The organism is Rhizobium tumorigenes (assembly GCF_003240565.2).
Classification (GTDB): Bacteria; Pseudomonadota; Alphaproteobacteria; order Rhizobiales; family Rhizobiaceae; genus Rhizobium; species Rhizobium tumorigenes.
Window position 1 is genome coordinate 929,953 of record NZ_CP117255.1, and the last position, 22,698, is coordinate 952,650.

General features: G+C 60.8%; 29 protein-coding genes. 16 read left to right on the top strand and 13 right to left on the bottom strand.

Features of this window, described 5'->3' with window-relative positions:
- Nucleotides 1-58: 58 nt before the first annotated feature.
- The 6 genes from pqqE to PR017_RS04600 all read right to left on the bottom strand — a co-directional run bounded on the left by pqqE (nucleotide 59) and on the right by PR017_RS04600 (nucleotide 4,528).
- Complete coding sequence (pqqE, locus tag PR017_RS04575) at nucleotides 59-1,186, bottom strand: pyrroloquinoline quinone biosynthesis protein PqqE (RefSeq protein WP_111220504.1); 1,128 nt, start codon at nucleotides 1,184-1,186, stop codon at nucleotides 59-61.
- A complete protein-coding gene (gene pqqD, locus PR017_RS04580) occupies nucleotides 1,183-1,482 on the bottom strand; it encodes a pyrroloquinoline quinone biosynthesis peptide chaperone PqqD (RefSeq protein WP_111220505.1) in 300 nt (99 codons plus the stop codon). The genes pqqE and pqqD overlap by 4 nt, the downstream gene beginning before the upstream one ends.
- Nucleotides 1,479-2,282 (bottom strand): pyrroloquinoline-quinone synthase PqqC, encoded by an 804-nt coding sequence (gene pqqC, locus PR017_RS04585; RefSeq protein WP_111220506.1) that lies wholly within the window; start codon nucleotides 2,280-2,282, stop codon nucleotides 1,479-1,481. The genes pqqD and pqqC overlap by 4 nt, the downstream gene beginning before the upstream one ends.
- Nucleotides 2,245-3,150 (bottom strand): pyrroloquinoline quinone biosynthesis protein PqqB, encoded by a 906-nt coding sequence (pqqB, locus tag PR017_RS04590; protein WP_111220507.1) that lies wholly within the window; start codon nucleotides 3,148-3,150, stop codon nucleotides 2,245-2,247. The genes pqqC and pqqB overlap by 38 nt, the downstream gene beginning before the upstream one ends.
- A gap of 33 nt (nucleotides 3,151-3,183) precedes the next feature.
- The gene (pqqA, locus tag PR017_RS04595; protein ID WP_111220508.1) at nucleotides 3,184-3,279 is read right to left on the bottom strand and encodes a pyrroloquinoline quinone precursor peptide PqqA; all 96 of its coding nucleotides are present in this window, start codon (nucleotides 3,277-3,279) and stop codon (nucleotides 3,184-3,186) included.
- A gap of 331 nt (nucleotides 3,280-3,610) precedes the next feature.
- Nucleotides 3,611-4,528 (bottom strand): DUF1003 domain-containing protein, encoded by a 918-nt coding sequence (locus PR017_RS04600; protein WP_111220509.1) that lies wholly within the window; start codon nucleotides 4,526-4,528, stop codon nucleotides 3,611-3,613.
- Between the two features lie 555 nt (nucleotides 4,529-5,083).
- Here PR017_RS04600 and PR017_RS04605 point away from each other — a divergent pair.
- The 6 genes from PR017_RS04605 (at nucleotide 5,084) to PR017_RS04630 (ending at nucleotide 10,815) form a co-directional block, all read left to right on the top strand.
- A complete protein-coding gene (locus PR017_RS04605) occupies nucleotides 5,084-6,388 on the top strand; it encodes a L,D-transpeptidase family protein (protein ID WP_111220510.1) in 1,305 nt (434 codons plus the stop codon).
- Nucleotides 6,389-6,549: 161 nt separating this feature from the next.
- Nucleotides 6,550-7,848: a serine hydroxymethyltransferase gene (gene glyA, locus PR017_RS04610; protein ID WP_111220511.1), complete on the top strand. Its 1,299-nt coding sequence runs from the start codon at nucleotides 6,550-6,552 to the stop codon at nucleotides 7,846-7,848.
- A gap of 9 nt (nucleotides 7,849-7,857) precedes the next feature.
- Entirely contained in the window at nucleotides 7,858-8,334 is a 477-nt protein-coding gene (gene nrdR, locus PR017_RS04615; protein ID WP_111220512.1) for a transcriptional regulator NrdR, read from the top strand.
- A 3-nt stretch (nucleotides 8,335-8,337) separates the two neighbouring features.
- Entirely contained in the window at nucleotides 8,338-9,423 is a 1,086-nt protein-coding gene (ribD, locus tag PR017_RS04620; RefSeq protein ID WP_111220513.1) for a bifunctional diaminohydroxyphosphoribosylaminopyrimidine deaminase/5-amino-6-(5-phosphoribosylamino)uracil reductase RibD, read from the top strand.
- Nucleotides 9,423-10,043, top strand: a complete 621-nt coding sequence (locus PR017_RS04625; RefSeq protein WP_111220514.1) for a riboflavin synthase — start codon at nucleotides 9,423-9,425, stop codon at nucleotides 10,041-10,043. The genes ribD and PR017_RS04625 overlap by 1 nt, the downstream gene beginning before the upstream one ends.
- Nucleotides 10,044-10,245: 202 nt before the next feature.
- Nucleotides 10,246-10,815, top strand: a complete 570-nt coding sequence (locus tag PR017_RS04630; protein WP_111220515.1) for a cytochrome b — start codon at nucleotides 10,246-10,248, stop codon at nucleotides 10,813-10,815.
- Nucleotides 10,816-10,818: 3 nt separating this feature from the next.
- Here the strand turns inward: PR017_RS04630 and PR017_RS04635 are convergent, their stop codons facing one another.
- Nucleotides 10,819-11,367, bottom strand: a complete 549-nt coding sequence (locus tag PR017_RS04635; RefSeq protein ID WP_111220516.1) for a GNAT family N-acetyltransferase — start codon at nucleotides 11,365-11,367, stop codon at nucleotides 10,819-10,821.
- Nucleotides 11,364-11,867, bottom strand: coding sequence for a cupin domain-containing protein (locus tag PR017_RS04640; RefSeq protein ID WP_111220517.1), 504 nt, complete (start codon nucleotides 11,865-11,867; stop codon nucleotides 11,364-11,366). Before PR017_RS04640 ends, PR017_RS04635 begins: the two co-directional genes overlap by 4 nt.
- Before the next feature lie 182 nt (nucleotides 11,868-12,049).
- On the opposite strand from PR017_RS04640, the gene ribH reads away from it, so the two are divergent.
- The 3 genes from ribH (at nucleotide 12,050) to PR017_RS04655 (ending at nucleotide 15,434) form a co-directional block, all read left to right on the top strand.
- The gene (gene ribH, locus PR017_RS04645) at nucleotides 12,050-12,505 is read left to right on the top strand and encodes a 6,7-dimethyl-8-ribityllumazine synthase (protein WP_111220518.1); all 456 of its coding nucleotides are present in this window, start codon (nucleotides 12,050-12,052) and stop codon (nucleotides 12,503-12,505) included.
- A 3-nt stretch (nucleotides 12,506-12,508) separates the two neighbouring features.
- Nucleotides 12,509-12,991 (top strand): transcription antitermination factor NusB, encoded by a 483-nt coding sequence (gene nusB, locus PR017_RS04650; protein ID WP_111220519.1) that lies wholly within the window; start codon nucleotides 12,509-12,511, stop codon nucleotides 12,989-12,991.
- 298 nt (nucleotides 12,992-13,289) lie between these two features.
- Nucleotides 13,290-15,434 (top strand): sodium-translocating pyrophosphatase, encoded by a 2,145-nt coding sequence (locus PR017_RS04655; protein ID WP_111220520.1) that lies wholly within the window; start codon nucleotides 13,290-13,292, stop codon nucleotides 15,432-15,434.
- A 59-nt stretch (nucleotides 15,435-15,493) separates the two neighbouring features.
- Here PR017_RS04655 and PR017_RS04660 read toward each other — a convergent pair whose 3' ends face one another.
- Nucleotides 15,494-16,003, bottom strand: a complete 510-nt coding sequence (locus tag PR017_RS04660; protein ID WP_111220521.1) for an outer membrane protein assembly factor BamE — start codon at nucleotides 16,001-16,003, stop codon at nucleotides 15,494-15,496.
- Between the two features lie 211 nt (nucleotides 16,004-16,214).
- Here PR017_RS04660 and PR017_RS04665 point away from each other — a divergent pair, with 211 nt between their 5' ends.
- From PR017_RS04665 to PR017_RS04690, 6 genes are all read left to right on the top strand, one after another.
- The gene (locus tag PR017_RS04665; protein ID WP_206423174.1) at nucleotides 16,215-16,808 is read left to right on the top strand and encodes a ubiquinol-cytochrome C chaperone family protein; all 594 of its coding nucleotides are present in this window, start codon (nucleotides 16,215-16,217) and stop codon (nucleotides 16,806-16,808) included.
- 9 nt (nucleotides 16,809-16,817) lie between these two features.
- Complete coding sequence (locus tag PR017_RS04670) at nucleotides 16,818-17,378, top strand: YceD family protein (RefSeq protein ID WP_111220523.1); 561 nt, start codon at nucleotides 16,818-16,820, stop codon at nucleotides 17,376-17,378.
- 103 nt (nucleotides 17,379-17,481) lie between these two features.
- Nucleotides 17,482-18,543 carry a phosphate acyltransferase PlsX gene (plsX, locus tag PR017_RS04675; protein WP_111220796.1) on the top strand — a complete coding sequence of 354 codons (1,062 nt, stop codon included), beginning with the start codon at nucleotides 17,482-17,484 and terminating at the stop codon, nucleotides 18,541-18,543.
- A gap of 5 nt (nucleotides 18,544-18,548) precedes the next feature.
- Nucleotides 18,549-19,520 carry a beta-ketoacyl-ACP synthase III gene (locus tag PR017_RS04680; protein WP_111220524.1) on the top strand — a complete coding sequence of 324 codons (972 nt, stop codon included), beginning with the start codon at nucleotides 18,549-18,551 and terminating at the stop codon, nucleotides 19,518-19,520.
- 106 nt (nucleotides 19,521-19,626) lie between these two features.
- On the top strand, nucleotides 19,627-19,965 hold the full coding sequence (locus PR017_RS04685) for an integration host factor subunit alpha (RefSeq protein ID WP_111220525.1): 339 nt from the start codon (nucleotides 19,627-19,629) through the stop codon (nucleotides 19,963-19,965).
- Between the two features lie 170 nt (nucleotides 19,966-20,135).
- Nucleotides 20,136-20,678, top strand: a complete 543-nt coding sequence (locus PR017_RS04690; protein WP_111220526.1) for a MerR family transcriptional regulator — start codon at nucleotides 20,136-20,138, stop codon at nucleotides 20,676-20,678.
- Nucleotides 20,679-20,687: 9 nt separating this feature from the next.
- Here the strand turns inward: PR017_RS04690 and PR017_RS04695 are convergent, their stop codons facing one another.
- Entirely contained in the window at nucleotides 20,688-21,047 is a 360-nt protein-coding gene (locus PR017_RS04695; RefSeq protein ID WP_111220527.1) for a response regulator, read from the bottom strand.
- Nucleotides 21,048-21,255: 208 nt separating this feature from the next.
- Nucleotides 21,256-21,444 (bottom strand): hypothetical protein, encoded by a 189-nt coding sequence (locus PR017_RS04700; RefSeq protein WP_111220528.1) that lies wholly within the window; start codon nucleotides 21,442-21,444, stop codon nucleotides 21,256-21,258.
- 125 nt (nucleotides 21,445-21,569) lie between these two features.
- Between PR017_RS04700 and PR017_RS04705 the strand changes: the two genes are divergently transcribed.
- Nucleotides 21,570-22,028 carry a YbaK/EbsC family protein gene (locus tag PR017_RS04705; RefSeq protein ID WP_111220529.1) on the top strand — a complete coding sequence of 153 codons (459 nt, stop codon included), beginning with the start codon at nucleotides 21,570-21,572 and terminating at the stop codon, nucleotides 22,026-22,028.
- A 16-nt stretch (nucleotides 22,029-22,044) separates the two neighbouring features.
- Here the strand turns inward: PR017_RS04705 and PR017_RS04710 are convergent, their stop codons facing one another.
- Both PR017_RS04710 and PR017_RS04715 read right to left on the bottom strand, forming a co-directional pair.
- Nucleotides 22,045-22,299, bottom strand: coding sequence for a hypothetical protein (locus PR017_RS04710; RefSeq protein WP_111220530.1), 255 nt, complete (start codon nucleotides 22,297-22,299; stop codon nucleotides 22,045-22,047).
- 118 nt (nucleotides 22,300-22,417) lie between these two features.
- Nucleotides 22,418-22,633 (bottom strand): hypothetical protein, encoded by a 216-nt coding sequence (locus tag PR017_RS04715; RefSeq protein ID WP_111220531.1) that lies wholly within the window; start codon nucleotides 22,631-22,633, stop codon nucleotides 22,418-22,420.
- Nucleotides 22,634-22,698 lie beyond the last annotated feature (65 nt).

The following is a 22,698-nucleotide window of genomic DNA, read 5'->3' on the forward strand; positions in this document are numbered from 1 at the left end:
TCAAGCCCGAGGGTGACGAACTCTCGAGGCTCTTCCACCACCATCACACTGCCCACCATCAACGCCCGCGATAGACGAACGGCGGCGGGACCGCCAGCGAATCGGCTTTGGCCTGCGCTGTCAGCTCATTGCGCAATGGAGAGAATGTGCAGACGGGGTCTGTCGCTGCGGGATCGCCGGCGAGCGCCATGGCCTGGCATCGACAACCGCCGAAATCGATATGCTTGCGGTCGCATGAACGGCAGGGTTCCTGCATCCAGTCGTCACCGCGATAGGCGTTGAAGGCGGCGCTGTCGTACCAGATTTCGGAAAGCGGCCGTTCCGTGGCGTTGTCGAAGGCGAGGCCGACGATGGTCTCGGCGGCGTGGCAGGGCAGGACCTTGCCTGAAGGCGTGACGTTGAGGCCGATGCGCGCCCAGCCGCCCATGCAGGCTTTGGGGAAACGCGCATGATGATCCGCCGGCACATAGTCGATGACCAGCGTGCCTTCAAGCCGCTTGCGCGATGCTTCGACGAAGGCATTCGTCGCCTCCACCTGCTCCAGCGTCGGCATCAGGGCCTGCCGGTTGCGCTCCGCCCAGCCATGGAACTGTACAGTGGCGATCTCGATGCGCCGGGCGCCGAGCGCGATGGCGAGATCGAGCATGCCGCCAATCTCTTCCATATTCTGCTTGTGGCAGACGGCGTTGACCGTCAGCGGGATACCGGCTGCGCGCGTCCATTCCGCAACTGCCATCTTGCGCGCATAGCCACCCCTGTAGCCACCGACCTGATCGGCTTTTTCAGGCGTGATGCCCTGGATCGATAGTTGCAGGTGGTCGAGGCCGGCATCCGCCAGTTCGGCGATGCGAGCCTCGGTGAGGCCGACGCCCGATGTGATGAGATTGGTGTAGAGCCCGAAGCCGGCTGCAGCGCGGGTCAGCTCGACCAGATCGCGACGCGACGCCGGCTCGCCCCCTGACAGATGCAGGTGCAGGACACCCATGGCTGCCGCCTGGCGGAAGATCTCTATCCACTGTTCGGTGGTGAGCTCCGCATTGGCCCGCACCAGCTCCAGCGGATTGGAGCAATAGGGGCAGGCGAGCGGACAGCGGTGCGTAAGCTCGGCCAGCAGCGCCATCGGCGGTGGAGCTGTGATGCGGCGCGCCTCCGCCATCGATTTGTCTGCTGAGAAGACGACCGTCATTGGACGATCTCCAGCATCCGGCGATTGGCGAACTCCTGCGCAAAGGCAATGATGTCGGCCAGCACGTGGTCCTTCGGAGCACCGAAATCGCGGGCAAAGCCGTCTGCAATCTGATCGAGGCTCTTCACGCCATCCAGTGCGCGGACGATGGCGACGGCGATCTCGTCGAGCGCCAGCGCCCGCTCCGGCGCCAGCAGCACCATCTGCTTGCGCACAGGATCTTCATGCAGACGCACGCCGCGTGGCAACTTGATGACGGTTTCGGCGGTGATGGTGACTGTCTGTTGGTCGCTCACAGGCGCTGTCCTTTCGGAAGATCGTCATCCGGCGAAAACGCTACAACGGCTTCGTGGCCATCCCACCCTCCGGGCGGAATGCGGCCAGGCGTCACATAGGCGGAATAAAGCGTGTCGAGCTGAGACCAGAGCACGTCTGTCTTGAATGTCAGCGCCGATGCCGCCGCATCTTGCTTTTCCAGCGTGTCGGCATGGTCGAGCACATAGCCGAGCCCGAAGGCTACCTCCTCTGGTGCTTCGTTGAGACGCTGGCGGAAGTAGGCGAGTGCCCGATCGTCGGCAAATGCGTAGTGCTTCAGCAGTCCGGCAATTCGGTCGGAATGGATTTTTGGCGCGAACATCTCGGTCAGCGAGGATGCGACAGCTTCCAGCATCGGCTTTTCGCGCACGAAATGCAGATAGGCGTCAACGGCAAAACGTGTTCCCGCCAACACGCCTTTCGTCGAGGCCACGTAATCGGGATCGAGCCCGACTGCTTCGGCGAGCTTCAGCCAGCGGCGGATGCCGCCGCCTTCCTCGATGCCGCCATCATGATCCTCGATCCGCCGGCGCCAGGCGCGGCGGAGGTCGGGGTTGTCCGAGCGAGACATGAACGCTGCGTCCTTCATGGGAATGCGGCTCTGATAGTAGAACCGGTTGATAACCCAGGCGCGCACCTGCGTCAGGCTGCACTCGCCGCCGTGCAGCATGACGTGGAAAGGGTGTTTGTCATGGTAGCGTTCCGCGCCGATAGCCCGCAGGCGATGTTCGAAACTCTGTCGGTTAGGTGTCTGCTGCAAGATCGATCTCCATGCCGTCATGGCCGACCTCGAAACCCGCATCATAGACTTTGTCGCGGGCAGGGCCTTGTCGCCAGATCGGATTGGTATTGTTGATATGGACGTAAACCTTTCGGGCGACAGTCACGCTAGAAAGCGCCTCCAGGCTGCCGCCAGCGCCATCAATCGGCATATGACCCATACGCCGGCCGGTCTTCTGGCCTGTGCCGCTGACGAGCATCTCGTCGTCGGTAAACAGCGTGCCATCGAAGAGAAGAAGGTCGGCGCCATCGATGCGGGAGGCGAGCTTTTCCGTGAGCGCAGCGCAGCCGGGAATGTAATAGGCGCGCTGGTTTCCCGACTTAAGCTCGATGCCGATGGTCTGCTCGCCTTCGAGACCGATCTCCGGATTGTCGTCCTCCAGAAATAGCGGAACTTTGCCCGGCACGGGGAACAACTCCGCCGTCAAGCCGGGGAGAAGCTGGAAGGGGGTGCCGAGAGCGATCGTTTGCCGCTGGACGAAGGCGGGGTCGAGTGCCGAAAAAACCGGATTGCCAGACAGGATGTCGGCCAGGGCTTCGGTCATGAAGAGCCCGAATGCCTGCTTTTCCCGCAATACAAGCAGCCCTGCGATGTGGTCGATATCGCCATTGGTGACGACAACGCTGCGGATGGGGGAGTGCCGGAGTTCGCGGGGGTGGAGGGCGCTGTTGTCCGCTATCTGCTGGCGGATATCCGGCGAGGCATTGAGGATAGCCCAGTTTTCACCGTCAACGCTGACCGCAACGGAAGACTGCGTCTGCGGGCGCAGTCCGGATCCCTCGATCCGGGCCGACCTGCAATTGTCGCAGCCGCAATTCCATTGCGGAAGTCCGCCGCCGGCTGCGGTCCCGAGCACGAGAAAGCGCATATCTGTCAAACCCGTGCTCCGGTTGTTTCAGTCCTAGAATAGGACGGGTTCGCTGCCGTCGGCCGGAGCGTAACGGTTGATTTCCATGCCGCAGCTGACTTCGATGAATTTTGGTGCATGCCATTTCATGATGGAATCTCCTATTCGTGAATGTAAGGGCAGGGCTATCTGCTCCCACCCGTAAACTTCGCCCGGCCCAGTTCCGTTCCGAGCGATAGCGTCGAAAAGGGCAGTTCTTTCACCATCTTGGTTCACTTACCCGTGACAGGATTGCGAGTGCCTAGCTGGTGCAGCCAATATCGACGCGCTTATCGTGCTCTGAAGCTGAATCCAAGACGCCCGCCGGTGACAATTCTGACCGCAAGCGATGGGAAAGTAAATTCAAATCGATAGCAAGGCTAAGAATGTTACTGCGGCGGCTCCGACTTGCCAGCAGTCGGCTGGCTATCTATCCAACATTCTATTCCAGCGCGCCGTCCGGCAGCGGGGCAGGCATCACCTTCTTCGGCGCGACCTTCTTGCGCACGGTCTTTGCCTTGCTGGCCTTGCTGACTTTTAGCACCCGGCCAGCTGCCTTTGCCTGCTCCAGCATCATTTCGATCTGGATTTGCTGGATCTCGGTCAGCCGCTCCCACTGACGATTGAGCAGGTGGTCGACTTTTTCATGCAGGTGGCGGATTTCGAGCTCGGCCTTGAGGTTCACCTTGTAGTCGTTGAGCGCCCGCAAGCGGTCTTTCGCCTCCTGTCGACGCTGGCTCATCATGATGACCGGAGCCTGCAGGGCTGCAATTGTCGAGAGAATGAGGTTGAGCAGAATGAATGGATAGGCGTCAAAGGCCTGGGTGGCTCCCATCACGACGTTGATGAGCATCCAGATGGCGAGAAACGCACAGAAGGAGATGATGAAGGTCCAGCTGCCGCCGAAGGAGGCGACAACATCGGACATGCGGTCGCCGATCGACCGGTGGTCCTCGTAGTCCTCTTCGATATTCTCGGCCAGCGTGTCGTGCGTCTTAAGGCTCTCGACGACTTCGTCTTCCAGCGTCGACAGTTCGCCGCGCTCGTCCTTCAGCAGTTCGGCGATATACTGGCCGCGGTACTCGTCCATCGCCTTGCGGCTGAGATAGTCGTCCGATCGAATGCCCGGATGCTTCTGGCGGACGAAATCGGCGAGCGACGGGCGCAGGTCGTCGAAATGCACGGCGTCCTTCTTCTTCAGGGCCGCGCCGGTGATTGCGTCGATCAGCTTGACGGATTTTGCCTTGGCCTGCGCGAGGCTCCGCGTGTAGTCGTCCATCTCGACGGTCGCGGCTTCACCCTGACCGGCGTCGAAATCCACCATGCCTTCTTCTGTCTCGATCGCATTCTCTTCAGCCATGGCGAATCCCTTCTTTCGATTGTTTGTCCGTCTAGACAGGCTTCTGAACAGGATTGTGACCGGAGTCCCTCGTGCGTCAGCTCTTGGTACGAGTGATGAGCACGATTTCCAGGCGACGACAAGAGGCGATGCCAACCATTGCCTACTGTGGATTTTCTGCCACGCCGACGACCTTGTTTCGAGTGCAATCACAAGGGCCGCGAGTCGCTGATTGACGCCTTCGCCGGATGCACTATGAGCATGCAAACCGTCTTGTTTCAGCAACACTGAATGATCATTTTTCGCCGTCGGGCCACGCAAGCAAGTTCCGTGCCTGACGACACGAATCGGCCATATTGGTATGACAGCGAAGCGGGATGGCAGACGTGCGCCTCCAGCCCGAATGCCTTGTTTGCCAAGGCTTTGACCTCTCATAATCGTGATGGTCAAAAATGAGGTTCGGACCGGTGTGGACGCAACAGATCGATGCGTGCCGCGTTATGCAGTACTAGTGTGTCCAGGATTTCGCTTTTTGGCCGCAGACGATCACCGTCGCCGGCGTGGAATGGTAGGGTAATGTCGAAGAAAAACGGAATTGTAGACTTCTCACGCCGCGCCTTTCTGCGGTCGGCAGCAACCGTCGGCGCCGTCGCGATTGCAGGCCCGGTGTTCGCTCAGTCGGCAATGGACGATATCATCAATGCGCCGCGGCGCGGCTCCTGGGACGACCAGTTCGACGCCAAGTCCGCATCCCGCACGGCCGCCGCGATGGTATCGAACACCCCAATCCTGAGCCCTGACTCGATTTCCAACATCCAGCAGGCGATTTCCCAGTATCAGGCGATTGCAGCGAACGGCGGATGGCCGCAGGTGGACGTTGGCGACAACAAGCTGCAGCTCGGCGTGTCCGACCCCATCGTCGAAACGCTGCGGCAGCGCCTTGCCATCACCGGCGATCTTCCGCGCGAGGCCGGCATGTCGCCTGCGTTCGACTCCTATGTCGACGGCGCAGTGAAGCGTTTCCAGGCCCGTCACGGCCTGCCGCCAGATGGCCGTCTCGGCGAATACACCGTCAAGGCACTCAACGTTACGGCAAACGTCCGCCTTCAGCAGCTGAATACCAACCTGATCCGCCTCCAGACCTTCCCGGCAGACCTCGGTCGCCGCCACGTGATGGTCAATATTCCGGCGACCTATGTAGAAGCCGTGCAGGACGGCCAGGTGGCGCTCCGCCATATGGCGATCGTCGGTCGTATGGCGCGCCCGACCCACATCATCAACTCGAAGATCTTCGAGGTGATCCTGAACCCTTACTGGACTTCCCCGCGCTCGATCGTCGAAAAAGACATCATGCCGATCATGCGCAAGGATCCGACATACCTGGCGAAGAACAACATCCGCCTGTTCGATCCTAAGGGCACCGAAGTCGCGCCGGAATCGGTGGACTGGAATGCCGACAAGGCGCCGAACCTGATGTTCCGTCAGGATCCGGGAAAGAACAATGCCATGGCATCTGCGAAGATCAACTTCTACAACCCGAACAACGAATATATGCACGACACGCCGGAGCAGGGTTTGTTCAACAAGCTGATGCGCTTCGACAGTTCGGGCTGCGTGCGCGTCCAGAACGTCCGCGATCTTGTGGTCTGGTTGCTCGGCGAGACGCCGGGTTGGCCTCGCCAGCACATCGAAAGTGTCATCGCCAGTCGCGTCAACACGCCGATCAAGTTGCCCCAGGAAATTCCGGTGTATTTCGCCTACATTTCTGCATGGGGCGCCGGCAACGGCGTGGTGCAGTTTCGCGACGACATCTACCAGCTCGACGGCAACGCCCAGCTGGCTCTGGATACGACGCAGGGCATGGAAAAGCCGGTTCAGTAAGCTCCACGTTGTAATATCGGACGAAAGCCGCGCATCTTGCGCGGCTTTCGTGTTTCTGCGGGCAGGACACCGCGGTTTGCCCAGCAAATGTCGCGGATCGTCTTGCCCTCGCAAGGCCGCGACGCTAAGACGTCATGCATTCCAGATCCGGAGATTTGACGATGACCCATCCTTCGACCGAACCGTTCTTCAATCGCCCGCTATCCGAGGCCGATCCTGAAATCTTCGGCGCGATTACCAAGGAACTGGGTCGTCAGCGACACGAAATCGAACTGATCGCCTCTGAAAACATCGTCTCGCGCGCCGTGCTGGAAGCGCAAGGTTCGATCATGACCAACAAGTATGCCGAGGGATATCCGGGCAAGCGCTACTACGGCGGCTGCCAGTTCGTCGACATCGCCGAAGAACTGGCGATCTCGCGTGCAAAGCAGCTGTTCGGCGTTGAATTTGCCAACGTCCAGCCGAACTCCGGCAGCCAGATGAACCAGGCCGTCTTCCTGGCGCTGCTGCAGCCGGGCGACACCTTCATGGGCCTCGATCTCAATTCCGGCGGCCACCTGACGCACGGTTCGCCCGTCAACATGTCCGGCAAGTGGTTCAACGTGGTGTCATACGGCGTGCGCGAAGGCGACAACCTGCTCGACATGGAAGAAGTCGCCCGCAAGGCCGAGGAAACCAAGCCGAAGCTGATCATCGCCGGCGGCACGGCCTATTCCCGCACATGGGACTGGAAGCGTTTCCGCGAGATCGCAGACTCTGTCGGTGCCTACCTGATGGTCGACATGGCCCACATCGCCGGTCTCGTCGCCGGTGGCCAGCATCCGTCGCCGTTTCCTCATTGCCACGTGGCGACAACGACGACCCATAAGTCGCTTCGCGGTCCGCGCGGTGGGATGATCCTTACCAATGACGAAGGCCTGGCAAAGAAATTCAACTCGGCCGTCTTCCCGGGCCTGCAGGGCGGACCGCTGATGCACGTCATCGCCGCCAAGGCCGTCGCATTCGGCGAAGCGCTGAGGCCGGAATTCAAGGAATACGCTGCCCAGGTCGTGAAGAACGCCAAGACGCTCGCTGAAACGCTGATGGCAGGCGGTGTCGACGTCGTCTCCGGCGGCACAGACAACCACCTGCTGCTGGTCGACCTGCGCAAGAAGAACGCCACCGGCAAGCGCGCCGAGGCAGCCCTTGGCCGCGCCTACATCACCTGCAACAAGAACGGCATCCCCTTCGATCCGGAAAAGCCGTTCGTCACCTCGGGCGTCCGTCTCGGCACGCCGGCCGGCACGACGCGCGGTTTCAAGGAAGCCGAATTCAAGGAAATCGGCAATGTCATCATCGAGGTGCTTGACGGTTTGAAGGTTGCCAACTCCGACGAAGGCAATGCCGTTGTCGAAGCTGCTGTCCGTGAGAAGGTCCTGGCGCTGACCAATCGCTTCCCGATGTACGACTACATCGGCTGAGGGATTTAAATGCGCTGCCCATATTGCGGGACCGAAGACACCCAGGTGAAGGATTCGCGTCCGGCGGAGGATAACACCTCCATCCGCCGGCGGCGCATCTGCCCTGAATGCGGCGGTCGCTTCACGACCTTCGAGCGCGTGCAGTTGCGCGAACTCATGGTCACCAAGAAGACCGGCCGCAAGGTTCTGTTCGACCGCAACAAGCTGGTTCGTTCCTTCGAGATCGCGCTCCGCAAGCGGCCGGTCGATCGCGACCGCATCGAGCGCGCAGTCTCCGGCATCGTCCGTCGTCTGGAAAGTTCCGGCGAGACCGAGATCTCGTCCGAGCAGATCGGCCTGCAGGTTCTGGAGGCCCTGAAGACGCTCGACGATGTCGCCTTTGTCCGTTACGCTTCTGTTTATCGGGACTTTTCCCATGCCGAGGATTTCGAAAAGGTCATCGCCGAGATCAACGCAAAGATCGCCCGCGATCCACTGGACGGCTGAGCGATGACTGGCCCAACGTCGGCAACCGATGAATTCTTCATGGTCGAGGCCATCGCCCTCGGGCGCCGGCATCTCGGCCAGACCAGCACCAACCCCTCCGTCGGCTGTGTCATCGTCAAGGATGGCAGGGTGGTCGGCAGCGCGGTGACGGCTCTCGGTGGCCGCCCGCATGCAGAGCCGCAGGCTCTGGCCGCAGCAGGCGAGGCGGCCCAAGGCGCTACGGTCTACGTCACGCTCGAACCCTGTTCCCATTACGGTCGCACGCCGCCCTGCGCAAATGCGCTGATTGCAGCAGGCGTTTCGCGCGTTGTCGTCAGCGTCGGTGATCCCGATGCCCGCGTTGCCGGTCGCGGCCTCCAGATGCTGCGGGTAGCCGGCATTACTGTCGAGACCGGCGTATTGGAAACGGAGGGCCGCCGGTCGATGGCTGGCTACCTGATGCGGCAGACTCAGGGCCGGCCCTTTGTCACTGTCAAGCTTGCGGTTTCCGCCGATGGCATGATCGGCAACGCAGGTGCGGGACAGGTTGCGATCACCGGCCCGCAAGCCCGCGCTGCCGTCCAGCTTCTGCGCGCCGAGAGCGATGCCATCCTCGTCGGCATCGGCACCGCCATTGCAGACGATCCGCTGCTGACCTGCCGGGCGCCAGGTCTCGAACACCGCTCTCCAATCAGGGTGGTGCTTGATCGGAGGCTCGAATTGCCGCTGGCCTCGAACCTGGCAAAGACTGCCCGGGAGGTGCCTGTAATCTCGGTCACGCTCGGCAATGACGTGGACCGGCGCGCGGTACTCCAGGCTGCCGGGATCGAGATCCTAGATCAGGATCCGACAGATCTGGCGATGCTGCTGACGACGCTCGGTGGTCGCGGCATATCCTCGCTGCTGGTGGAGGGCGGCGCTAAGACTATCCGCAGTTTTCTCGCGGCCAGCCTCGTCGACCGCATCCTGCTATTTCAAGCCCCCATCACCATCGGTACGGACGGCCTTGCATCGCCGGTTCAAAGCACCGATATCCCTGCAGGCTTCACCCATGTCGGCACCGAAGTCTACGGCGACGATCGCTGCGAAATTTATGAGAGAGACATCTGATGTTTACCGGAATTGTCACCGATATCGGCACCGTCGAACAAGTTTCCCCCATGCAGGAGGGCATCAAGCTTCGCGTCGCCACCATCTACGATCCGCAGACCATCGCCATGGGCGCGTCGATCTCCCATTCGGGCATCTGCCTGACGGTGACCGGCCTATCCGAAGGCAGCAGCAACGATCGCTGGTTCGAGGTGGAAGCCTGGGAGGAGGCCCTTCGTCTGACAACGGTTGGCAGCTGGACGGCAGGCACCCGCATCAATCTCGAGCGCTCCCTGAAGATCGGTGATGAACTCGGCGGCCACATCGTCTCCGGCCATATCGACGGTAAGGCGGAGATCCTCTCAGTCACGGAAGAGGGCGAGGCCACTCGTTATCGCCTGCGCGCGCCCGAGCACCTCGCCAAATTCGTGGCGCCGAAGGGATCGATTGCCCTCGACGGCACCTCGCTCACCGTCAATGCCGTGAATGGCACCGATTTCGATGTGCTGCTCATCCGCCACACGCTCGAGGTCACCACCTGGGGCGAGCGCAAGGCCGGCGATTTCGTCAATTTCGAAGTCGACACCATGGCGCGATACGCCGCGCGACTGGCAGAGTTCCCGGCAGCGCATGCGGGTTGAGGCCTGCGACCATCATCAAACCGCGACATTCGCTGCATTTTCGTAATCTTGGCGTAAGAAATTTGCGCTAGGCGCTACGGGTGCGCAAGATCAATGCGCACTGTTGAAAACTGCGGTATCGATGGGATCCGACCGTTGTATCCATGTATGCCTCATCTGCGTTGTAGCTCCGACGCCGTGTAACGGAAAAGCAGGAAATCCAATGTCCATCGAATCCTTGTCACCAGCCCGAGCCGGTCGCGCTATGCGATACGACAGCTGGACAATCGCCCTGCACTGGGTCTCGGCATTGCTCGTCATCGCCCTGTTCGCCTCTGCGATTACCTGGGATTACCTGCCGAGAGGCACGCCGCTCCGCAAATCCCTGCAGTCCCTGCATATTTCCATGGGTATCCTGCTCAGCGTCATCTTTATCGCGCGCGTTTTCTGGCGCACGACCGGTGGCCGTAAACTTGCATCGCTGGAAACCGGTATCCAGCGCGTCCTGTCAAAGAGTGTCCACCATCTGCTCTATCTCTTGCTGGCGGCGCAGATTGTGCTCGGCTACCTCTTCCGCTGGGCGCAGGGCGAGCCGTTCATGTTCTTCGGCCTGTTTTCGATCCCTAACCCTATCGGGGAGAACAAGGAGCTAGGCCACTGGTATTCCTCTTTCCACTACTACGTGGGATGGACGATTATCATCCTCGCATGTGGCCACGCCGTCGCCGCTCTCGCCCACCATTATCTGGTGCGCGACGGTGTGTTGAGACGGATGCTGCCGGCACGCGTCTGAGCCTTAAAGACGGCGTGCACACTCCAGCAGTGTGACCTCGGAACCGAGGTAGGAAGTGGCGGTGATCTTCTCGAAGCCGAGCTTTTCAGCCACCCGCAGGGAAGCGCCGTGTTCGGAGGCGATGATGCAGGTCATGCGTTGCTCGGGGAAACGCTCCCGGCCCCAGGCGATCATCGCCGAGACCGCCTCGGTCGCATAGCCCTTGCCATGAAAGGCGGGGTTCAGCACCCAACCTGTCTCCAGCGTTCCCGCAATCGATGGTGTCATGTCACGCATTGCCTCCAGGAACCCGGCTTCGCCGACAAACGCGCCGCTTTCTTTTTCTTCGATGGCCCAGAAGCCGAAACCCAGCATCTGCCAACTCCCGGCATAGCGAAGCAGCCGCGCCCAGCTTTGCTCACGCGAAAACGGCACCCCTCCGATGAAGCGCACCACGGCAGGGTAGGCCCAGAGTGCCGTACAGGCCTCGAGATCGTCGAGCCGGTGCGCCCGCAGCACCAGACGCTCGGTTACGATCACCGGCACATTGCCATCATCTGCGGCCACGTTCATGCACCTGGCTCTCCGTTCCAGTAATCGACGGCGCTGTCTTCCTGGCCGACAAAGCTGAAGCGTTTGACCATCTCGTTGCCGATCCGCGTCTTTGCCATGAACTTTCCGGAATCGGGATATTCGCAGATCTCGGTTTTGGCCATCGTCGAGATGGCGACGAAGACGAGGGGCGCATCGCCGGTGTTGACCAGCTGATGCGCCGTCTCCGGGCCGCCTGCGGGCGCGCCGAGCACATCGCCGGCCTTCACGGGAAACCGCCGGTCGCCGAACCGGTAGTCGCCCTGACCGGACAGGATGATGAATGCCTCGTCCTCGACATGGTGGTTGTGGAACGGGCAGCCGGACTTGCCGGGAGGGACGATGTTGTAGCTCATCCCCAGCTGCGTCAGCCCGATCATCGCCCCGAAGGAAGCGTCGCTGCCGCCGTAATATTCGCCCTGTTGCCATTCTTCCAGCGGCAGCGTGTCGAGGCTGACGGCAATCTTGTCTGTGTCGGTCATTCATCACTCCCTGTGGCGGCGCCAGATTAGCTGAACCCGTTCAGAGCGGGAAGGGCAGTCTTGCGCGGTTCCGGGGCGCTCTATTCCCCGTCTGAGACCGAAAAACACTTGCCAACCGCGATATGGCATGGTTTGACGCCCGCCATGTCAGGCGTTCGCGCCGCTCAAGATCCAGGTGCCGTATGTCCAGCTCATCCAATGCGCATATTCTGATTATCGAAGCCCGCTTCTATGACGATATGGCCGATGCGCTTCTCGACGGCGCCAAGCATGCGCTCGAAGAAGCCGGCGCAACCTACGACATCATCACCGTGCCCGGCGCGCTGGAAATTCCGGCGACCATCGCCATGGCGCTCGACGGCGCCGACAACGGCGGCACGGCCTATGACGGTTTCGTTGCGCTTGGAATGGTCATTCGCGGCGAGACCTACCATTTCGATATCGTTTCCAACGAATCTTCGCGCGCATTGATGGATCTGTCCGTCAGCGAGTCGCTCGCCATCGGCAACGGCATTCTCACCGTCGAAAACGACGAACAGGCCTGGAGCCGCGCCCGCCGCAGCGACAAGGACAAGGGTGGTTTTGCCGCCCGCGCCGCCTTGACGATGATTGCCGTCAAGCAAAAGCTGGGTGCCTGAGCGATGAGCAACGAGGAAGTCGAGCGCCCGGTCAAGACCGCCAACCAGCGCGGCGCAGCGCGTCTCGCCGCAGTACAGGCGCTCTACCAGATGGATATCGGCGGCAGCGGCGTGCTCGAGGTCGTTGCCGAGTACGAGGCGCATCGCCTCGGGCAGGAAGTCGACGGCGAAACCTACCTGAAGGCCGATGCCTCCTGGTTCCGCTCGATCGTATCGGGTGTGGTGCGCGAGCAGACGCATCTCGATCCGCTGATCGGCCAGGCGCTGCAGGACGACTGGGCTTTGTCGCGTCTCGACAGCACCGTGCGTGCCATCCTGCGTGCAGGCACATTCGAGATCGTCGATCGCAAGGATGTGCCGGTGGCCGTCATTGTCACCGAATATGTCGAGATCGCCCAGGCATTTTTCGGCGACGACGAGCCCAAGCTCGTCAACGCAGTGCTCGACCGCATTGCAAAGCAGGTTCGGGTCGAGACGAAGAAGTGATTCTCGCCTGAGTCGCCTGACTCCTTCGAAAATCCACCCTTCCGCACCGCTTCGTCGTGATCCCGTCCGGCTTTTTCATCTCTGATTTGGCTGGCTTTGCAAGATCTTCTGCGCTCCCGTGCATAACGACTGCTGTTTTTGCCACCCATGGCATTTAGCCCGCCGCCCGACTTGACGCGCGGTTGTCCCGCAAGCAATCTCGCCTTCCGCAAAGGCCGCTATCCTTGGAGGAGGCTGGCGACCGATGCCTTTTGCGGCCGGGGGAGACAAGCGCCGGCTTTTTGGGAGGGAAGATCGAATGCTTATACTTTTTGGCGTCATTGCATGTGGGGTGCTGTCGCTGCTTTATGCAGGATGGGCGACTCGCTCGGTGCTGGCTGCCGACCAGGGCAATGCGCGAATGCAGGAAATTGCCGGCTATATTCGCGAAGGCGCGCAGGCCTATCTCACGCGTCAGTATAAAACCATTGCCATCGTCGGCCTCGTTGTCTTCTTCGCCGCCTGGTGGCTGCTTTCGGGCGAGGCGGCGATCGGCTTCCTGATCGGCGCCGTGCTTTCCGGTGCCGCCGGCTTCATCGGCATGCACGTCTCGGTGCGCGCCAACGTCCGCACCGCACAGGCGTCGTCTGTCAGCTTGTCGGCAGGCCTCGATATAGCGTTTAAATCCGGTGCGATCACCGGGATGCTGGTGGCCGGTCTCGCTCTGCTCGGCGTCTCCGTCTACTACGGCGTCCTCACCGGCATCCTCGGTCACGATCCAGGCTCGCGCGACGTTGTCGATGCGCTGGTGGCACTCGGCTTCGGCGCCTCGCTGATCTCGATCTTTGCCCGCCTTGGCGGCGGTATCTTCACCAAGGGTGCCGATGTCGGTGGCGATCTCGTCGGCAAGGTCGAAGCCGGCATTCCGGAAGACGATCCACGCAATCCCGCGACCATTGCCGATAACGTCGGCGACAACGTTGGCGATTGCGCCGGCATGGCAGCCGACCTGTTCGAAACCTATGCCGTCTCCGTCGTCGCTACCATGGTGCTCGCCTCTATCTTCTTTGCAGGCACCGCAATCCTGCCGGTCGCCATGGTCTACCCGCTGGCCATCTGCGGTACCTGCATCATCACGTCGATCATCGGCACCTTCTTCGTCAAGCTCGGCCCCAACGGCTCGATCATGGGTGCGCTCTACAAGGGTCTTGTTGCCACCGGCCTGCTGTCGATCGCAGGCCTTGCCATCGCGACATCGGCGACCATCGGCTGGGGCAAGATCGGAACAGTCGGCGGTGTCGATGTCTCCGGCCTCAACCTGTTTTATTGCGGTCTCGTCGGCCTGCTCGTCACAGCCCTCATCGTCGTCATCACCGAATACTACACCGCGACCGGCAAGCGCCCGGTGGTCTCGATTGCCCAGGCATCGGTGACGGGTCACGGAACCAACGTAATCCAGGGGCTGGCCGTCTCGCTCGAATCGACGGCACTGCCCGCCATCGTCATCATCGGCGGCATCGTTGCCACCTACCAGCTCGGCGGCCTGTTCGGCACCGGCATCGCTGTCACGGCCATGCTGGGTCTCGCCGGAATGATCGTCGCGCTCGACGCTTTCGGCCCTGTCACCGACAATGCCGGTGGCATTGCCGAGATGGCTCATCTGCCGCCTGAGGTCCGCAAGTCCACCGATGCGCTCGACGCTGTCGGCAATACGACCAAGGCCGTTACCAAGGGCTATGCGATCGGATCTGCCGGCCTCGGCGCCCTCGTTCTGTTTGCCGCCTATTCCAACGACCTGAAATATTTCGCCGCCCATGGTGACCTGTTTCCCTACTTTGCCAACATGGGGGCGATTTCCTTCGATCTCGCAAATCCCTACGTCGTCGCCGGCCTGCTCTTTGGCGGCATGATTCCCTACCTGTTCGGCGGCATCGCCATGACAGCGGTGGGCCGCGCCGCCGGTGCGATCGTCGAGGAAGTCCGCCGGCAATTTCGCGAAAAGCCCGGCATCATACTCGGCACCGAGCGCCCGGATTACGGTCGCGCCGTGGATATCCTGACGAAGGCGGCAATCCGCGAGATGATCGTCCCTTCGCTGCTGCCGGTGCTGGCGCCGGTGGTGGTCTATTTCGGGGTGCTGCTGATATCCGGGTCGAAGGCCTCGGCCTTTGCAGCACTTGGCGCCTCGCTGCTAGGCGTCATCATCAACGGCTTGTTCGTCGCCATCTCGATGACATCGGGTGGGGGCGCATGGGACAATGCCAAGAAGTCGTTCGAGGATGGTTTCGTCGACAAGGACGGTGTGCGGCACATGAAGGGGTCGGAGGCACACATGGCCTCTGTGACTGGCGATACCGTTGGCGATCCCTACAAGGATACGGCCGGTCCCGCCGTCAACCCGGCGATCAAGATCACCAACATCGTAGCTCTGCTGTTGCTGGCAGTGCTGGCCCGGTCTGCCTGATACAATAAAAAAGCCCGCGGCGCATGCGTGCGTCGCGGGCTTCTTCTTGACTGGTGGGCTTACTGGCCCGGGTTGATCGTGTTCATCAGGTTCTTGGCGCCATTGGCACCCGTGCCGCTGCCCATCAGGACCTGCTGCAGGAATGTCATGTCCTTGCCGCCTGTTGGCGTCGTGCGCGAAATCATGTCGAACGGCTTGCCGTCCTTGAGCGAGTAGTTCGCCCGCTGCTTCACAACACCGTCCTTGTCGAAATAGATCGCCAGGATCGACTGGGCGACCAGGTGCGGCTTCATGAAGGCCACCGGACGCGTACGCTTCTGGGAGATGTAGTAGAACACCTCGCCGTCGAACGTCGCCGTCGTCGATGGCGTGCCCAGCGACAGCAGTACCTGCTCGCGGCTGGAGCCTACCGGCACCAGATCGAGCGACTGCTGGTCGAAGATGTAGCCGCCATTCATGACGTCACCGGTCTGGCAGCCTGCAATCCCTGCGGTAGCAATCAGCAGGGCGATGGTTGCGCCCCGAATGAAAGTTCTGTCCGACTTGAAATCCCGTCGCGTCAACGACATCTCCCTATCTATCAATCCTGCGGCCGACCGCCCGGAACACTTGCTGCGCACATCATTATGGCGTTTCCGCGATAGGCGGAAAATCCGGTGATGGACGAATGGCCCTGAAGCGCCTGTCCTGGCACCAGGGCCGGACAGATCGGGCGGTTCCCGCAAGGGCACCAACGGCATTGCAATTCGCGCCTGCTTCGGTAAACCAGCTTTTTGATGGATGCAACAAGGGCCGGCGCCATGCGGCGCGCCGAATGGGCCAATTCTGGGAAATTCGATGATCTTCGGGCTCTTTGCTAAAAAGAATCACAATCGGACGATCGTCGAACGGCAATATGCGGCCCTGACCGCTGCAGCCCGCCAGCCCGGCTTTTATGCCGTGCTGGACGTCCCGGACACGGTGATGGGCCGTTTCGAAATGCTGTCGGCCGTCATGATCCTGTTTTTTCGCCGCACCCGGTCGTCTCGGACCAGCGGCCAGGAGATCGCCCAGGAAATTGTCGATGCATTCTTCCAGGATATCGACTATTCGATCCGGGAACTCGGCGTTGGCGACAACGGCGTGCCGAAGCGGATGAAGAAACTGGCAGGCATGTTCTACGGTCGGCTCGAATCCTACGCTGCGGCGATGGATGGCAACGATCGTGAGGCACTCGCAAAGGCGCTACGCCGCAACATATATCCCGAACCGCGCGACGATGCGCCTGACATGCTGGGACTGGCCGACTGGATGATGTCGGCGGAAAAGCATCTGTCTGGCATTTCGGAAGTGGATATTGCCACAGGCTCGGCGTCACTGCCGGTGCCGGCATAGGAGGCAAAGATGAAGAACAAGACGGCGACAGCCGAAAACCCGTTTTCCTACAACGTCAAGGTCGGGCACATCTCGCTCAATCCGATCGAGGTGCGTCTCGAAGCCGACGAGGCTGAACGCATGGGCCTGGCTGCTCTGTGGAATGTCGTCTCGGTCGACGATCTGAAGGCCGAACTGAAGATCTCCCGCTGGAAGCGCGATGGCGTCAGGGTGAGGGGCACTGTCAAGGCGCGGATCGTCCAGGAATGTGTCGTCTCGCTCGATCCGGTCGCATCCGAGATCGACGAGGAGTTCGACCAGCTGTTCGTTCCCGAGGGATCGAAGCTTGCCCGCGTGCCGGTTCAGCCCTCCGGCGAATTGGTGCTGAACCCAGACGGTGACGACCTGCCCGAGACCTTTGTCGGCGATGTCATCGATGCCGGATCCATCGTCACGGAATTTGCCGCAATGGGCATCGAACCCTATCCGCGCAAGCCCGGTCTGGACTTCGAGGACCATATCGAGGATACCGCCGACAATGACGTCAAACCGTCAGCTTTTGCTGCTCTAAAGAACTGGAAGAAGGAATAGGCTTCCGCGGCCCCTTCGGCACAATTCAGTTGTAAGGCAAATGAAAAACGGTATTTTGGCCGAAATTTCGCCAAATGTGGCGGAAAAAAAGGATCAGTCAGGCGTGATCAGAATTTCTCTCGACCTTATGGGTGGCGACTTCGGCCCTGGAGTTGTCGTCCCCGGTGCTGCCAAGGCGCTGGAAAGGCACCCGGAAATCTCCTTCTTGCTATATGGCCGGAAAGACCTCTGCCAACCGCTGATCGACAAGTTTCCCAAGCTTAAGGCAAAGTCCGTGTTCTACGATTGCGAAGTCGCAGTCGCCATGGACGAGAAGCCGAGCCAGGCGCTGCGTCGCGGTCGCAATGTCTCGAGCATGTGGCGCTCGATCGAAGCGGTGAAACTCGGCGAGGCCGACGTTATCGTGTCCGCCGGCAACACCGGCGCGCTGATGGCGATGTCGAAGTTCTGTTTGCGCACCATGGCCAACATCGAACGGCCCGCCATTGCCGCGATCTGGCCGACGCTGCGCGGCGAGAGCATCGTGCTCGACGTCGGCGCCACCATCGGTGCCGATTCGCAGCAGTTGCTGGATTTTGCCCTGATGGGCGGCGCAATGGCGCGGGCGCTGTTCGAGGTGGAACGACCGACGGTCGGGCTGCTGAACGTCGGTGTCGAGGAGATGAAGGGACAGGAAGAGGTCAAGGATGCCGGCCGCCTGATCCGCGAGGCCAATCTCGAATCGCTGGAATACTTCGGCTTCGTCGAAGGCGATGACATCGGCAAGGGCACCGTCGACGTCGTTGTCACCGAAGGCTTTTCCGGCAACATCGCCCTGAAGACGGCGGAAGGCACAGCCAAGCAGATCGCCGGCTATCTGCGCGCCGCAATGAACCGGACCCTGATGGCCCGCATCGGCTATCTTTTTGCCAAGGGCGCATTCGATATGCTGCGTGAAAAGCTAGATCCGAGCAAGGTCAATGGCGGCGTGTTCCTGGGCCTCAACGGCATCGTCATCAAGAGCCATGGCGGCGCTACCGCCGAGGCTTTCGCAGCGGCTATCGACGTCGGCTACGATATGGCCAAAAACGGCCTCACTCAGAAAATAGAAAACGATCTCAAGAGATATCATGCCATGCGTCTGCCGCCCATCGGGCCGGAAGCTGTCATGAGCGACGAGGTATAATCAGCATGATCCGTTCAGTAGTCCGCGGCTTCGGGGCAGCGCTTCCGAAGCGCGTGATGACCAATCGCGAAATGGAAACGGTCGTCGATACGTCCGATGACTGGATTGTCCAGCGCACCGGCATCCGCCAGCGCTATATCGCCGGCGATGGCGAGACCACCGCATCGCTCGGCGAAGCCGCCGCCCGTGCCGCGCTCGACAATGCCGGCCTGACTGTCGCCGACATCGACCTGATCATCCTTGCCACCTCGACGCCTGACAACACCTTTCCAGCGACTGCGGTCAATATCCAGAACCGTCTGGGCATGCACCACGGCTTCGCCTTCGACCTTCAGGCGGTCTGCAGCGGTTTCGTCTATGCGGTTACCACCGCCGATGCCTACATCCGCGGCGGCCTTGCCAACCGTGTGCTGGTGATTGGCGCAGAGACCTTCTCGCGCATCCTGGACTGGAACGACCGCACCACCTGCGTGCTGTTTGGAGACGGGGCCGGCGCGCTGATTCTGGAAAAGGCTGAAGGTGATGGCACCGTCGCCGATCGCGGCGTGCTGACCGCCAGCCTGCGCTCCGATGGGGCACACAAGGACAAGCTCTTCGTCGACGGCGGGCCATCCTCGACAGGCTCCGTCGGCAAGTTGCGCATGGAAGGCCGCGAAGTCTTCAAATATGCGGTCGGCATGATCACCGATGTCATTGTTGCCGCTTTCGAGGCGACCGGCACAACCGCCGACGATCTCGACTGGCTGGTACCGCACCAGGCCAACCGCCGCATCATCGACGGTTCCGCCAGGAAGCTCGGCATTCCGCCGGAGAAGGTCGTCATCACCGTCGATCTTCACGGAAATACTTCGGCGGCTTCCATCCCGCTGGCGCTTGCGACTGCTGCCGGAGACGGGCGGATCAAGAAAGGCGATCTGGTGATGCTGGAAGCCATGGGCGGCGGGTTTACCTGGGGTGCGGTGTTGCTGCGCTGGTAGCCGCGCAAACCCAAATTCCGATTCCGAACAAGAGCTTGACCGTTCGGCGCAAGGGCAATACTCTCTTGCGGCGACCACAATTCCAGAACACAATGGGCGGGGAACCATGACCGGTAAGACAGTCACGCGGGCAGACTTGGCAGAGTCGGTGTTCCGGAAGGTCGGCCTGTCCCGTACCGAATCCGCGGAACTGGTCGAAACCGTGATCGACGAGATCTGCAACGCCATCGTGCGGGGCGAAATCGTCAAGCTTTCGTCGTTTGCGACGTTCCAGGTGCGCGACAAGAACGAGCGCATAGGCCGCAATCCGAAGACCGGCGAGGAAGTGCCGATATCACCGCGCCGGGTGATGACATTCAAGGCATCCAACGTGCTGAAGACCCGCATCCTCAAGGCCCATACAAGCCGCAAGACAAAGGTCAAGCCCGCAGCGCCCGTGGCGTGATCGGGCTCACCGCTTGCAGCGGGCATCTTCGATCAATTTTCCAACACATATTTTCGCATGATGCCGGTGTTCATTGTGTAGCACCTGCAGACTGCACTTGAAATGCGTGTCGCAAACCTTTGAAATATAGCGATTCGTTACCAGATGGCGAGAATGGTCGTGCAGGGAGAGTGACGTTGGACAAAAGCCCGGATGCTTTCCGCACGATCAGCGAAGTCGCTGACGATCTCGATCTCCCCCAGCACGTGCTGCGCTTCTGGGAAACCCGCTTCCTGCAGATCAAGCCGATGAAGCGCGGCGGCGGTCGTCGGTATTACCGACCGGAAGACGTCGATCTGCTGAAGGGCATCCGTCATCTTCTCTATGATCACGGCTACACCATCAAAGGTGTCCAAAAGCTTCTGAAGACGAATGGCAACAAGTTCGTCATCGCTGTCGGCAGCGGCGATCTTGCCAGCGTCGAGGCGCTTGCTGCGGCAGTGCAGGAGCCTGCTCCGTCCGAACCACGGGTCAGCAACGCCGAGGAAGACCAGATCGTCGGCCGCGCCAAGACGCCGACCAGCCGCCGCTTCTTCAATTTCGGTGGTGGCGAAGAGGGCGCTCCGGAGATTTCACTGGGCGGGTCGACTGTCGGCAAGGAAGATCGCGCGCTGTTGCAGGAAGCGCTTTACGATCTGCTGGAATGCAAGCGTCTCCTCGATCAAGTTCGCTGACCGGAGACCTCAGCCGATTTTAAGGCTAGCAAGTGCTGCTTCGAGCTGGTGTAGCTGGTAGGGCTTGTTGAGCAACTGACGACCGCTGCCTTCCATGCCCTCAGGCAGAACTCCGTAGCCCGTGGCGAAGATATAGGGCTTGTTCTTCTCATCGAGCAGGCGTGCAACCGGCAGCGAGCTCTTGCCCGCAAGCGACACGTCGAGAATGGCCGCATCGAACGCGCCACCTTCCGCCATTTCCAGGGCTCCGTCCACGTCTGCTGCCGTACCGGCAACCGCATAGTCGAGTTCCGAAAGCATATCTTCCAAAAGCATGGCGATCAGCGCATCGTCTTCCACGACCAGAATTCTGCGGTGTGTCACGGACATGTTTTCCCCTGTTTACCCTACAAGCAGCTTATTTGGCTTGAAACGACGGGGTGTCAAGGTCCGTTAGCGGACTGTCTGCCTTTTCGGCGCTGGACGGCTCTTTGACGCGGTAGGGACGTGCCGGCAAAGCTCTAAATACGAGCCGGTAATCACCTCAAAACAAAACGGACGCCGAAGGCGCCCGTCGGTCGGTCTCGTGGATTTCAAACTACCGGAAAACGGGGCGGCGCTGGGCGTTCATCAGCAATTCGTGTTCGAGTGCGAACGGACCCAACAGGGCCAGCAGCTTGTTTTCCTCAGACTTGTCCAGTCGGTAGCGCCGCGCAAATTCGGACACGCTCCATACTCTTCTGTTGGCAGCACTTTCGATTGTCTTGCTGTCGATATAACTGCTCATGATGCCTATCCTCCTGTAGCCTGTCTCGCTAACGTCGGGGACCGGGAAATGTTCCTGAGGAGCGATGACGAGTTGCGGTTGTCGCCGGGCTTGCACCCTGTGTGGGCCTATGGCATCCGTCAGCCATGACACTGGAAACTGTAAGACGCTTTTTCGAAGCCAACGCGCCGGACCTGACGATTATCGAAACTGCCGAAAGCTCGGCAACCGTCGCTATGGCGGCCGCCGCCCATGGCGTAGAACCGGGGCAGATTGCCAAGACGATCTGCGTGAGGGTCGGCGACAAGGTCATCCTCGTCGTCATGAGCGGCACTGCGCGACTTGACAACAAGAAAAGCCGAGTAGCGTTCGGGTCCAAGCCCCGGATGCTGGATCTGGAGGAGGTCGTGTCGCTCACTGGCCACCCGGTAGGGGGTGTCTGCCCCTTCGGTCTCGCAACGAAATTGCCTGTCTGCTGCGATGTGTCATTACGGGATTATGGGGAGGTTCTTCCAGCCGCCGGGGCGACAAACTCCGCGGTGAGACTATCGCCGCAGCGCATGGTAGACCTTGTGGCAGCCGAGTGGGTCGACGTCTGCCAGTAGTCGAGGTCCACTCCTCTCACCGCCAGAAGCGCTGGCGGCTGTTGGCGCCGGACGAATGCCCGAGAGCGTAGCCAAGACCGAATGCAAGTGCGCCGACAGTCACCAGCAGCGCAGTCACAGTGTGGGGGTGTTCGGCGGCTGCAGAGGTTACTGCATTCGCCTCAGCCTTCAGGCCGGAGACGACGGCTTTTGTTTTTTCAGCGACGCCGTCTGATGGCGCTGCGGGTGTCCCGGTAAAGCCGGCATGTAGGTATTCGTCGTTCGTTGCCATTGCTGCTCTCCTCTATCGTTGAGAAACAGGTGAGCGGCTGGGAAGTTCCGGTAGCCGTTCAGATCAGGTGGACTGCTTGAATTGGATGGACTGCCCGCGTTGCGGGCAGTCCAGACATTTAGCGACGGCAGACGCGGGTCTTGCGAACCACCCAATGGCCGTGGTGACGGACCTTCGTAGTCTTGACGTAGCAGTGACGGCGCGGCGGCTGATGCCAGCCGCGGTGCATGGGCCGTTCGCTGGTCGTGACGGTGACGGTATCGGCGTAGGATGCCGGTGCGAAAGACACGATGGAAGTGACCGCAATTGCAGCGGCCATGATCAGGTTTCTCATGGGTTTTCCTCGGTTCGGATGAGCGACGGAAAACGCGGGCATTGCCTCGTTCGTTCCCCGTCGCA